This window comes from uncultured Azonexus sp. (genome assembly GCF_937982035.1).
Lineage (GTDB): Bacteria > Pseudomonadota > Gammaproteobacteria > Burkholderiales > Rhodocyclaceae > Azonexus.
The window spans coordinates 323,155-335,334 of the sequence record NZ_CALJNI010000004.1; the positions used below are offsets into that span (position 1 = coordinate 323,155).

At 63.8% G+C, this 12,180-nt stretch carries 12 protein-coding genes and 1 riboswitch; of the genes, 9 read left to right on the forward strand and 3 right to left on the reverse strand.

Annotation, left to right across the window (positions count from 1 at the left end):
- Nucleotides 1-8: 8 nt before the first annotated feature.
- The 3 genes from Q0799_RS04310 to Q0799_RS04320 form a co-directional block, all read right to left on the reverse strand.
- On the reverse strand, nucleotides 9-332 hold the full coding sequence (locus Q0799_RS04310; RefSeq protein ID WP_298394685.1) for a rhodanese-like domain-containing protein: 324 nt from the start codon (nucleotides 330-332) through the stop codon (nucleotides 9-11).
- On the reverse strand, nucleotides 332-985 hold the full coding sequence (locus Q0799_RS04315; RefSeq protein ID WP_298394688.1) for a protein-L-isoaspartate O-methyltransferase: 654 nt from the start codon (nucleotides 983-985) through the stop codon (nucleotides 332-334). Before Q0799_RS04315 ends, Q0799_RS04310 begins: the two co-directional genes overlap by 1 nt.
- Nucleotides 986-1,083: 98 nt before the next feature.
- Nucleotides 1,084-2,556 carry a carbonic anhydrase gene (locus tag Q0799_RS04320; protein ID WP_298394691.1) on the reverse strand — a complete coding sequence of 491 codons (1,473 nt, stop codon included), beginning with the start codon at nucleotides 2,554-2,556 and terminating at the stop codon, nucleotides 1,084-1,086.
- A gap of 123 nt (nucleotides 2,557-2,679) precedes the next feature.
- Nucleotides 2,680-2,787: riboswitch (TPP riboswitch) on the forward strand.
- A 55-nt stretch (nucleotides 2,788-2,842) separates the two neighbouring features.
- Between Q0799_RS04320 and thiC the strand changes: the two genes are divergently transcribed.
- The 9 genes from thiC to mtgA are packed head-to-tail and all read left to right on the forward strand — an operon-like array spanning nucleotide 2,843 to nucleotide 12,118.
- A complete protein-coding gene (thiC, locus tag Q0799_RS04325; RefSeq protein WP_298394694.1) occupies nucleotides 2,843-4,759 on the forward strand; it encodes a phosphomethylpyrimidine synthase ThiC in 1,917 nt (638 codons plus the stop codon).
- Between the two features lie 15 nt (nucleotides 4,760-4,774).
- The gene (locus Q0799_RS04330) at nucleotides 4,775-6,154 is read left to right on the forward strand and encodes a chloride channel protein (protein ID WP_298394696.1); all 1,380 of its coding nucleotides are present in this window, start codon (nucleotides 4,775-4,777) and stop codon (nucleotides 6,152-6,154) included.
- A gap of 2 nt (nucleotides 6,155-6,156) precedes the next feature.
- A complete protein-coding gene (locus Q0799_RS04335; protein WP_298395011.1) occupies nucleotides 6,157-6,393 on the forward strand; it encodes a YkgJ family cysteine cluster protein in 237 nt (78 codons plus the stop codon).
- A gap of 36 nt (nucleotides 6,394-6,429) precedes the next feature.
- Nucleotides 6,430-7,251: an undecaprenyl-diphosphate phosphatase gene (locus tag Q0799_RS04340; protein WP_298394699.1), complete on the forward strand. Its 822-nt coding sequence runs from the start codon at nucleotides 6,430-6,432 to the stop codon at nucleotides 7,249-7,251.
- Nucleotides 7,239-7,805: a YqiA/YcfP family alpha/beta fold hydrolase gene (locus Q0799_RS04345; protein ID WP_366940765.1), complete on the forward strand. Its 567-nt coding sequence runs from the start codon at nucleotides 7,239-7,241 to the stop codon at nucleotides 7,803-7,805. The genes Q0799_RS04340 and Q0799_RS04345 overlap by 13 nt, the downstream gene beginning before the upstream one ends.
- 7 nt (nucleotides 7,806-7,812) lie before the next feature.
- Nucleotides 7,813-9,714 carry an RNB domain-containing ribonuclease gene (locus tag Q0799_RS04350; protein WP_298394701.1) on the forward strand — a complete coding sequence of 634 codons (1,902 nt, stop codon included), beginning with the start codon at nucleotides 7,813-7,815 and terminating at the stop codon, nucleotides 9,712-9,714.
- Between the two features lie 8 nt (nucleotides 9,715-9,722).
- Entirely contained in the window at nucleotides 9,723-10,598 is an 876-nt protein-coding gene (locus tag Q0799_RS04355) for a TonB family protein (RefSeq protein WP_298394703.1), read from the forward strand.
- Nucleotides 10,599-10,601: 3 nt separating this feature from the next.
- Entirely contained in the window at nucleotides 10,602-11,426 is an 825-nt protein-coding gene (gene aroE / locus Q0799_RS04360; protein ID WP_298394705.1) for a shikimate dehydrogenase, read from the forward strand.
- Nucleotides 11,423-12,118 carry a monofunctional biosynthetic peptidoglycan transglycosylase gene (gene mtgA / locus Q0799_RS04365; RefSeq protein ID WP_028993653.1) on the forward strand — a complete coding sequence of 232 codons (696 nt, stop codon included), beginning with the start codon at nucleotides 11,423-11,425 and terminating at the stop codon, nucleotides 12,116-12,118. Before aroE ends, mtgA begins: the two co-directional genes overlap by 4 nt.
- Nucleotides 12,119-12,180 lie beyond the last annotated feature (62 nt).

Genomic DNA, 12,180 nt, shown 5'->3' on the forward strand with positions numbered 1-12,180 from the left:
GCGAGTCCTCAATAGCGGCTCATGCTGGTATCGACTTCGCAGGCCCAGGCTTCAACACCGCCAAGCAGATTGAAGAGCGATGTACAGCCTTTGCGTTCGAGAAACATCGCGACCTGCATGCTGCGCCCACCATGATGGCAGATGACGACGATGTCGCGATCAGGGTCGAGTTCCTCGCAGCGGACCGGGACCAGGTGCATCGGCATGTGCTCGCTGCCATCGATCCGGCAGAGCGCGACTTCCCACGGCTCACGGACATCGAGCAACAGGGGCGGCGGCCGCTTGTCGTCGGCCAGCCATTCCGCCAGTTGCTTTGCCCGTATCTGCTGCATCAGAGGCTGAATTCCTGTTTGGGCTGACCACCATCGAGTGCCGGAACCACGGTTTCGAACAGGTTGATCGTGTTGAACACGCCTTCGGCGACGCAGGTGATCAGTTGCGCTTCCATGACCGGCGCCTCGCCGACGACTGCGGCCAGTCGGCCGCCGACGCGCAACTGCTTGAGCACGGCGGGCGGAATCTGCGCCACCGAACCGGAAAACACGATTACGTCGAAGGGGGCGCGCTGCGGCCAGCCGGCGATGCCGTCGGCGCATTCGACGTTGACGTTGTCGATACCGGCACGCTGGAGGTTTTCGCGGGCGGTGGCGGCAATTTCCGGGCGGATTTCCAGGCTGACCACATGCTCGGCACGCGCAGCCAGGAGTGCGGCCATGTAGCCGCTGCCGGTGCCGATTTCCAGCACCTTGTCGCCCTTGCGCACAGCCAGTTCCTGCAGCAGGCGGGCTTCCACGCGCGGGGCCAGCATGACCTGGCCGTCAGCCAGCGGAATTTCCAGGTCGGCAAATGCCAGGTTGCGATAGGCGGCAGGTACGAAATCCTCGCGCTTGACGACGAAAAGCAGATCGAGCACCTGGGGGTCGAGTACCTCCCAGGGCCGAATCTGTTGTTCGATCATGTTGAAGCGCGCTTGTTCGATGTTCATGAAAATCTCCGCAGGCGTCATATTAGCATGAGCTAATATTTTGGTTCGGACAAAAGCCGATTATACCCGAGCCGCGGATGCGCGCTGCGCCTGCCGTGTCAGCGACTTTCCTTGATCAGGCGGTCGCCGGTGGGCTGGACCGGCCGTGCGTTGTTCCGGTACAGGCGGCTGAAGATGCGGACCTGGTCGTCGGAAACCTGTATCGGCTGCTTCATGACGATCCACAGGACGCCTTCGGTGCAGGGCGGCGTGCTCAGGGAGCCCATGAAAGTGTAGTAATGCCCCGATTCCGGTAGCAGGCGGGCAGGTTCGAGCACGGCCTTGGGCGGCTGGACCGGTGCCTGCTTTTCCAGCGGCAGGTGGTTCCACAGCGTCTGGATCTGCGGGTGCTCGGCACCGCGCTCGAAGAGTATCTCGACGACGGCCAGGCTGCCGTCCGTGGCGCGGTGCATCAACTGCGCCGACATCTCGTAGCGTTGCCCGTTGACCCGTGTTTCCCCCGGGCGCCGGAAGACGATCTGCTCGAGGTCGTAGGTCTTGCCGGTCAGCGAGAAACTGCTGTCGCCGACGTTCACGCTGACCGAATGGCCATCGTCCACGATGCGGAAGGTCGAGGCGCGGTAATCGAAGCGGATCGGCTCGAGATCGACCTTGATGCCATCGCGGATGTCGATCGGAGATTGCCGTTGCCCGCTTGCGCACAGCGCATTGCGCGGGTCGATGCGGGCCCAGTTGTCCGGGCCGCCGGCCCCCTCGTAGCTCCACTTTACCGGTGGCCGGATCGCCTGCTCGGCACGGACCAGTTCAAGCATGTAGCCACTCTGGGGGGGCGCCGGAGATTTGGCGGCCGGCTTCGGGGTCGGTCGCGGCGACGGTGCATTGTTGCGGACCACCTGTGTGGTCCCGCTGGGTACGTTGATCGTCGGGGGGGGCTTGCTCGCCGACGGGGCCGGAGTTTCGACAGGCGCAGGCGGCTGTTGCTCGGCAGCGGGTTTGCCTTCCATGGCTGCCCTGAGATTGGGGCGGATCGACGGTACGGGGGCGCCACCGGGGGTTTCGGCCGTTTTCACCGCAGGCGGTTTTTCGGTCTTGGCCAGTTCCTTCTTGAGCAGGGCCTCGTTGGCTTGCTGCAACTGGGTGGCGGCGTCGTTGGCCTTGTTGGCGAGTTCGGCGGCACTGTCCTTTGGCGGGCGGCAGACTTCGCGCAACACCCGGTCGTCCAGGGTGCCGCTGCGTACCGGCAGTTCGGCGCCGGCAATGTCTTCCTCGCGGATGGTGTCCTTGTCGGTCTGGCGATAGATGCGCTTGATGGTCCGGGCGCTGCGGGTCGAACAGTCGTAGCGGGTGATCGCCTCGATGATCTTGTAGGGCGTGCCGGTGCGGTTGTCGATCAGTTCGCGATCGAGCGTGACCCGGCTCTGCGCCTCGACGACGTTGCCGTTACGCTTCAGCGTGCTGCGGTCGAGTTCGATGCGGCGACCGGATTCGGCAGAAATGTTCTGCCAGCTCGGTGCAGCCGAAGCGACCCAGGGCAGGGTGGCCAGGGCGATGGCAATGGTCATCAGGCGCATGCTTTTTCCTTCTGTTTTTCTTGAAATACGGGCACTTGTCGGAGTTATTTCGACCAAATTCTGGAAATCTTGAGGCGCGCCGCACATTTCTTGCATTTTGCCTGTGTTTCCAGTAACTTGCAGCCCAGTCGTTAGGGGTGCCGATCGCGCTGCATCATGCCGGTCCGGCTGAGACATACCCTTCGAACCTGACCGGGTCATGCCGTCGTAGGGAAACGAACTCTGCTGTTGGAACCAGATCGCTCCTTGCTCGTCTTACCCTGCTGAATCCCCGCATGGAGCACTCATGAACGCCAAAGACACCTTCCTCGCCGCCAACGCCCACGTCGACGAGGCCGCCATCCAGCCGCTGCCCAATTCCCGCAAGATCTACGTCGAAGGCTCGCGGCCGGACATCCGGGTGCCGATGCGTGAAATCTCGCAAGCCGACACGCCGACCGGCTTCGGCGGCGAGAAGAATCCACCGATCTACGTTTATGACTGTTCCGGTCCCTACTCCGACCCGGCGGTGCAGATCGACATCCGCTCCGGCCTGCCGGCCATGCGTGCGCAGTGGATCGCCGAGCGCGGCGATACCGAGGAACTGCCCGACCTGTCGTCCGAATTCGGCCGTCAGCGCGCTGCCGACAAGGCGCTTGATGAACTGCGCTTCCCCGGCCTGCACCGTAAGCCGCGCCGCGCCAAGGCCGGTGCCAATGTGTCGCAGATGCACTACGCCCGTAAGGGCATCATCACGCCGGAAATGGAATACGTGGCGATTCGCGAAAACCTCAATCGCGCCGCCTACATCGAATCGCTGAAAGCGACCGGCCCGATGGGCGAGAAGATGGCCAAGCTGCTGACCCGCCAGCATCCGGGCCAGAATTTCGGCGCCAGCATCCCGGAAGAAATCACCCCGGAATTCGTGCGTTCCGAAGTCGCCCGCGGCCGCGCCATCATCCCGAACAACATCAATCACCCGGAAAGTGAGCCGATGATCATCGGCCGCAACTTCCTGACCAAGATCAACGCCAATATCGGCAACTCGGCGCTCGGCTCGTCCATTCAGGAAGAAGTCGAGAAGATGACCTGGTCGATCCGCTGGGGCGGCGACACGGTGATGGACCTGTCCACCGGCAAGAACATCCACGAAACGCGCGAGTGGATCATCCGCAACAGCCCGGTTCCCATTGGCACCGTGCCGATCTACCAGGCGCTGGAGAAGGTCAACGGCAAGGCCGAGGACCTGACCTGGGAAATCTTCCGCGACACGCTGATCGAACAGGCCGAGCAGGGCGTCGACTACTTCACCATTCACGCCGGCGTGCTGCTGCGCTACATCCCGATGACCGCCAACCGCATGACCGGCATCGTCAGCCGCGGCGGTTCGATCATGGCCAAGTGGTGCCTGGCGCATCACAAGGAAAGCTTCCTCTACACGCATTTCGAGGAAATCTGCGAAATCATGAAGGCTTACGACGTGGCCTTCAGCCTCGGCGACGGCCTGCGTCCCGGCTCGATCTACGATGCCAACGACGAAGCGCAGCTCGGCGAACTGAAGACGCTGGGCGAACTCACCGAGATCGCCTGGAAGCACGACGTGCAGACCATCATCGAAGGCCCGGGCCACGTACCCATGCATCTCATTAAAGAGAACATGGACCTGCAGCTCGAATACTGCAAGGAAGCCCCGTTCTACACCTTGGGCCCGTTGACCACCGACATCGCGCCGGGCTACGACCACATCACCAGCGGCATCGGCGCCGCGATGATCGGCTGGTACGGCACGGCGATGCTCTGCTACGTGACGCCGAAGGAACACCTGGGTCTCCCGGACAAGGACGACGTCAAGGAAGGCATCATCACCTACAAGCTCGCCGCCCACGCCGCCGACCTGGCCAAGGGCCACCCCGGCGCGCAGATCCGCGACAACGCCTTGAGCAAGGCGCGCTACGAGTTCCGCTGGGACGATCAGTTCAACCTCGGCCTCGACCCGGACAAGGCCAAGTCCTTCCACGACGAGACCCTGCCCAAGGAATCGGCCAAGGTCGCGCACTTTTGCTCGATGTGCGGTCCGCACTTCTGTTCGATGAAGATCACGCAGGATGTGCGCGATTTCGCTGCACAACAAGGCCTGAACGAGGAAGATGCCTTGCAGAAGGGGATGGAAACCAAGGCCGTCGAGTTCGTCAAGACCGGTGCCGAGATCTATCGCAAGCTGTAAACCGGGCTGACTCGCGTGCTGCCTGACCCGGGCTGGATGGTGACTGTCCGCCAGCGACTGGAAAGTCGTTTGCGGCAGGCGCAGGTCTATGTCCGCGCCAACCAGTATCACCTGCTCGCGCGTCTGCGCATCTGGGGCGGGCGCGTGGTGTTTTGGGGGTGCGGGATCGTCGTTGGCCTGGCGGCGGTGCTCTTCGCCCTGTTGAGCGATGGTGCGGCCGAGCGGTTTGCCCATGCGGCAGCGCTTTACCCGTGGATGCCCTTCATCGTCACGCCGCTGGCCGGCGCCGGGTTGCTTTGGCTGACCCGGACGTACTTCCCCGGGGCGCAGGGTAGTGGCATTCCGCAAGTGATTGCCGAGATGAAGCGACCGCCCTCCGGTCCGTGGCGACCGCTGGTTTCGCTGCGCATCGCTTTCGGCAAGATCATGCTGGGGGTGGCGGCGGTCGGTGCCGGCTTTTCCTTCGGTCGCGAGGGGCCGACCGTGCAGGTCGGTGCCAGCCTGATGGCGGCGGCCGGGCGTTTCATGCCGGCGACGCTGCGCATTCATCGCCAGCACCTGCTGGTCGCCGGCGGTGCGGCGGGGATCGCAGCGGCGTTCAACGCGCCGCTGGCCGGGATCGTCTTCGCCATCGAGGAATTGTCGCGCAGCGTCGAGTCGCGGATGAGCGGCGTGGTCATTACCGCCATCGTGCTGGCCGGGGTGATTGCCCAGTATTTCCTCGGCAACGACAACTATTTTGGCCGGGTCGTGGTCTTCGGCGAGAGTTCGGAACTGATGTACACCATCCTCGTCTGCGCCGTCGTCACCGGTTTTGCCGGCGGCCTGTTCGCGCGCATGCTGCTCATCTCGGTGATTGGCTGGCACGGCCGACTGGCGCGTTTTCGCGGCGCGCATCCCTATTGGTTCGTGGTCTTCTGCGGCCTCTTGCTGGCGTCTCTGGGCTGGGTTACCGGCGGCGTGATCTGGGGCAGCGGTTTTGCCGAGACCAAGTCGCTGTTGAGCGGCCAGGCCGATCTGCCCTGGTACTACGGTCCGGCCAAGTTCGTCGCGACTGTGGTTTCCTACCTGACCGGTCTGCCCGGCGGCATTTTTGCCCCGTCGCTGTCGATCGGCGCCGGCATCGGCCAGGATCTGGTGCCCTTGCTGGCCGGCCAGGCCTTCCCAACCACCATCGTCGTCCTGTGCATGGTCGGCTTCCTGGCAGCGGCAACGCAGGCGCCGATCACCGCCTTCATCATCGTCATGGAAATGGTCGACGGCTATTCGCTGGTGATTGGCCTGATGGCGACGGCGCTGATCGCGTCGGCGGTATCGCGCATGGTTTCCAAACCGCTCTATGCGACGCTGGCCGAACACATGATCCGCCAGCAATCACCGGCCGACAGCAAGTGAGTCTGGCGTGCCGGCCGGGTTGTGGTGCCTGCTGCATCGCGCCGTCGATCAGTTCCCTGGCCAAGCCGGCCGGTGTGCCTTGCCGGCATCTCGACGCCGAGCTGCGTTGCCGTTTGTTTGGCCAGCCCGAGCGCCCGGGCTGCTGTTCCGGTCTGCAGCCCTCGGCGGAAATGTGTGGAGAAAGTCGGGACGAGGCCTTGCGCTGGCTGGCCGATCTCGAAGCCATGACACGTCCATGAGGGTAAAATGCGCGCTCTTGTCATGGAACGCCCCGCATGGACCCGATTCTCCTTCTCAAAGCCCTGATCCTCGGTATCGTCGAGGGGCTGACCGAATTCCTGCCGATCTCGTCGACCGGCCACCTGATCATCGTCGGCAGCCTGCTCGACTACACCGACGAGCAGAGCAAGGTATTCAAGATCGTCATCCAGTTGGCCGCCATCCTGGCGGTGTGCTGGCTGTATCGCGAGCGGATCGTCAAGGTTGCCGGCGGCTTGCGTTCCGATCCGGTGCAGCAGCGTTTCGTCGGTCTGCTGGTGGTCGGTTTTCTGCCGGCGGCGGTGCTCGGGCTGATGTTCCACAGCACCATCAAGACCTACCTGTTCAATCCGCTGACCGTGGCCGGGGCGCTGATTGTCGGCGGCTTCCTGATCCTGTACATCGAACGCAAGGTCTACCAGCCGCGCATCAACAGCGTCGACGAAATGCGCTGGCCGGATGCGCTCAAGGTCGGTTTCGCCCAGGCGGTGGCGATGTTCCCCGGGACATCGCGGTCGGGGGCGACGATCATGGGCGGGCTGATTTTCGGCCTGTCGCGCAAGACGGCAACCGAGTTCTCTTTCTTCCTGGCCATTCCGACCATGTTCGCGGCGACCATCTACGACGTGTACAAAAACTGGGACATCCTGCGCCTGGAAGACCTGCCGGTGTTCGCCGTCGGTTTCGTTGCCTCCTTTGTCGCCGCCATGCTCAGCGTCAAGGCGCTGGTCCGCTACATTTCCAACCACGACTTCACCGTATTCGCCTGGTACCGCATCGTCTTCGGCGTGATCGTGCTGCTGACGGCGCAGATGGGCTGGGTGGAGTGGACGGCTTGATCCTCTACCTGCACGGCTTCTGTTCCTCGCCGGCTTCGTGGAAGGCGCGCCTGCTCGGGGCGGCGATGGCCGAGCGCGGCCTGGCCGAGAAGTTCCATTGCCCGCAACTGTCGCCGGTGCCGGCGCAGGCAATGGCCGACATGGGGCAATGGATCGAAGCGGCCAACGAGCCGGTGACCCTGGTCGGCTCGTCGTTGGGCGGTCATTACGTCAGTTTTCTGGCTGAAACATATGGACTGAAGGCGCTACTGATCAACCCGGCTGCCGTTGCCCGCATCGATGTCGGCAAGTTCGTCGGCGAACACGTCAATTACCACAGCGGCGAGCGTTTCGGTTTCACCGCCGAACACGCTGCCCAATTGTCGGCCCAGGTATTGCCGCCGACGCCGTCGCGCTACTGGCTGTGGCTGGAAACCGGCGACGAAGTGCTCGACTACCACGATGCCCAGGCTTTCTGGTTCGGCTGCCGGCAGAGCGTCTTCGAGGGCGGCGACCACAGCTTCACGCGCTTTCCCGAGATGTTGCCGCAACTCATTGAATTTGCCGGGCTATAATCCGCCGATGAATGTATTGTTTGAAGAAGACGGCGGCTTCAAGGCCGGCACCATCATGGCCGACAACGACAGCTCGTTGCAGGTCGAATTGCCGACCGGCAAGCGCAGCAAGATCAAGGCCGCCACCGTGTTGTTGCGTTTCGCGACTCCCTCCGCCGCCCACCTGCTTGAGCAGGCGACGCCGCTGGCCGGGGAGATCGAGGCCGATTTCCTGTGGGAGTGCGTCAGCGATGGCGAATTTTCGTTTCTGGATTTTGCCCGTGATTACTACGGACACGACCCCGCGCCGCTCGAAGCGACGGCGGTGCTGCTTGCCCTGCACGCAGCGCCCGTCTACTTCCACCGCAAAGGCAAGGGCCGCTTCCGCAAGGCGCCTGCCGACATTCTCGCAGCTGCTCTGGCCAATCTTGAAAAAAAGCGTCAGCAAGCGCTGGCGATGGAAGGCTGGCTCGCCGAGCTGAAGGAATTCCGCCTGCCGCCGGAAATCGGCGCCTTGACCGATGCCCTGCTCTACGCGCCGGATCGCAACAAGCCGGAAACCAAGGCCTTCGAGAGCGCCTGCGCCAAAACCGGCTTGTCCGCCGCGCAACTGCTGTTCAAGTGCGGTGCGATCAAGTCGGCCTACCACCTGCACTACAAGCGCTTCCTGCACGAGCAGTTCCCCAGGGGCACCGGCTTCCCGGCGCTTGAGGCGCCCGGCCTGCCGTCCGATCTGCCGAAGGCCGGCGTGCGCGCCTTCTCGATCGACGACGCCAACACCACCGAGATCGACGACGCGCTGTCGGTGACCTGGCTGCCCGGCATCGGCACCCGCATCGGCATCCACATCGCCGCGCCGGGGTTGGCCATCGAACACGGTTCGCCGCTCGACGGCGTTGCCCGCGCCCGACTGTCAACGGTGTACATGCCCGGCAACAAGATCACCATGCTGCCCGATGCCGTGGTCCAGAATTACACGCTGGCCGGTGGCGTCGATTGTCCGGCGGTGTCGCTGTATCTGACGGTCAACGACGTGTTCGAGGTGCTTTCCCACGAATCCTGCGTCGAACTGGTGCATATCGCCGACAACCTGCGTCACCATGACGTCGAACCCTGGTTCAACGCCGAGACGGTCGGCGGTGCCCTGCCGGACAAGCCCTTTGCCCGCGAACTGCTGCACCTGTGGCACTTCGCCAACGCCTGCGAAGGCCGCCGCGGCAAGCCGTCGGCAACGCAGGGCATCAACGACTACAACTTCGCCATCGTCGGCGATCTTGCCGACCCGGAAAGCTGTTCGGTCGAGATTTCCGAGCGCAAGCGCGGCAGTCCGCTCGACAAGCTGGTCGCCGAGCTGATGATCGTCGCCAATTCGACCTGGGGTGGCCTGCTCGCCGAGAAGAACATTGCCTGCCTGTACCGCGCCCAGACCCAGGGCAAGGTGCGCATGACCACCTCGCCGCTGCCGCACGAAGGCCTGGGCGTGCCGCAATACGCCTGGATGACCTCGCCGCTGCGCCGCTACTGCGACCTGGTCAACCAGTGGCAGTTGATCGCCTGCCTGCGCGGCAATCCGCCGCCTTTTCCGCAGAAGTCGGCCGAGCTGTTTGGGGCGATGCGCGATTTCGAACTGACCTACGCCGCCTACGCCGAATTCCAGCGTCTGATGGAGCGTTACTGGTGCCTGCGCTGGCTGCAGCAGCATCAGGTCGCCGAGATCGAAGCGACCGTGCGCCGCGAGCAACTGTGCAAGCTTGATCATCTGCCGTTGCTGGTGCGGGTGCCGTCGGCGCCGCCCGATCTGCTGCCGGGGCAGCGTCTGCGCCTGTCGGTCGAGCACATCGACCTGCTCGGTCCGGAAGTCGACATGCGTTTCCTGAACCTGCTTGATGCGGCCGATCCGGTGGAGGCTGAGGAGGACGTGTCGCAGTGAGCGGGAAAGTGCACCTGAGACCCTATCGTGTGCCGGGCAACGACCGGCGCCTGTGGTTGGCCATCGGGGTCTCGCTGCTGGTTCACGCGCTGCTGCTCAGTCTGCATTTCGCTTTTCCTGAAGCCTCGCAAGTGGCGCGCGAGAAGGCGCTCGACATCATCCTGGTCAATGCCCGGTCGCAACGGCCGCCGAGCGACGCCCAGGCGCTGGCGCAAGCCAACCTCGACGGCGGCGGCAACACCGACGCCGATCGCCGGGCCAGGACGCCGCTACCGCCGACCCGCCAGCAAGTCGACGGCAGCGATCTGCAGCAGATGCGCAAGCGGGTGCAGGAGCTTGAGGCCGCGCAACAGAAGATGCTGACCCAGGCCGCCAGCCTGGCCAAGGTGGCGACTGCCGAGACGCGCAGCGACCAGCCCGTACCTTCGCCGCTGAGCGGGCGCGATCTTGCCGATGCAGCGCGGGCGATGGCCCGGCTTGAGGGCGAGATTGCCAAGATGGCCGACGAGTACAACAAGCGGCCACAGAAGAAGTTTGTCGGCGCGCGTGCCCAGGAATACACGCTGGCGCCGTATTTCGACGCCTGGAAACAGAAGGTCGAGCGCATCGGCACCCTGAATTATCCGGATGAGGCGCGCGGCAAGCTTTACGGGCGCGTCGTCATCTTCGTTGAATTGCGGGTCGAGGACGGCAGCCTGTTCAACGCCGAAATTTCCCGCTCGTCGGGGCACAAGGTTCTCGACCAGGCGGCCATGCGCATTCTCCGGATGGCCGCGCCGTTCGGCCCGATCCCGCGCGAGGCGATGGGCGGGGCGACCATCCTGTCCTTTGCCCGGGAATGGAATTTCGTCCCGGGCGATACGCTCGACTCAAGCAGCCGCTGAACCATGACCGACCTTTACTGCGTTTTCGGCAACCCGATTGCCCATTCCAAGTCTCCGTTCATTCACGCTGCCTTCGCCCGGGAGACCGGTGAGTCGGTGATTTACGAGGCACGGTTGGCGCCGGTCGATGGTTTTGCCGAGGCGGTGCGAGCCTTCGTCGCGGCCGGTGGTCGAGGTGCCAATGTGACGGTGCCGTTCAAGGAAGAGGCCTTCCGCATGTGCGCGGCGTTGACGCCGCGGGCCAAGCGGGCCGGCGCGGTCAATACGCTGAGTTTCGTCGATGGGCAATGCTGCGGCGACAATACCGACGGTGCCGGCCTAGTTGCCGATATCGTCGACAACCTCTGCTTCTCGCCGGCCGGTCGGCGCATCCTGTTGCTTGGCGCCGGCGGTGCCGCACGCGGCGTCGTCGAACCGCTGCTGGCGACCCGCCCGGCGACGCTGGTGATTGCCAATCGCAGTAGCGACAAGGCGCAATTGCTGGCCGATGTTTTTGCCGATCTGGGTCCGGTCCGGGCGTCGAGTTTCGCTGATCTGGCGGGAAATTCCTTTGATCTGGTCATTAACGCCACCTCGGCCAGCCTGAGCGGCGCCACCCTGCCCCTGCCGGCCGGCTTGTTCGCTCCAGCCTCGCTGGCTTACGACATGATGTACGGCAAGGGGGAAACGCCTTTTCTCGCCCAGGCCAGGATGCAAGGGGCTGGGCGCTGTGCCGACGGCCTGGGCATGCTGGTGGGGCAGGCGGCCGAAGCCTTTTTTGTCTGGCGCGGCGTGCGCCCGGCGACGGCACCCGTGCTGGCCGAACTGCGGGCGGCGCTGGTCGGATGAAAGCCGTCGGCCGCTGGCTGAAGTGGGGGCTGCTGGCCCTGCTGGCGCTGGCTTTCGCCTGGCTGCTCTGGCTGTTCCTGTGGGTGATGTTCTGGGGGAGTTTCAATCCCGGCATGACCCGCTTCATGGAAATTCGCCTGGCCGAGTTGCGGCAGAAGAACCCGCAGGCCCAGTTGCGTCAGCAGTGGGTGCCGTACGAGAAGATTTCCGTGCATCTGAAGCGGGCGATCATCGCTGCCGAAGACGCCAAGTTCGTCGATCATGAAGGCTTCGATTGGGAAGGTATCCAGAAAGCCATTGAAAAGAACCAGAAGAAGGGGCGTTTCGTCGCCGGCGGCTCGACCATCAGCCAGCAACTGGCGAAAAACCTCTTCCTGTCGCCGAGCAAATCGTATTTCCGTAAGGCCAACGAGGCCGTGATCACCCTGATGCTGGAAAACCTGTGGAGCAAGCAGCGGATTTTCGAGGTTTATCTCAACGTGATCGAATGGGGTAACGGGGTTTTCGGTGCCGAGGCGGCGGCCCGTCACTATTACGGCGTCAGCGCCGCTCAGCTGGGGCCGGCCCAGGCCGCCCGGCTGGCCGGGATGGTGCCCAATCCGCGCTTTTACGACCGCAACCGCAATGCGCCGGGCCTCGGGCGTAAAACGGCGATCATCCTGGCGCGCATGCCGTCGGCGGTGCTTCCCTAGGGGAAATCCGCAGTAATTCGCCAAGTGGCAGCCTGCCTGGCGGTGCTAAAATGGTGCATCTT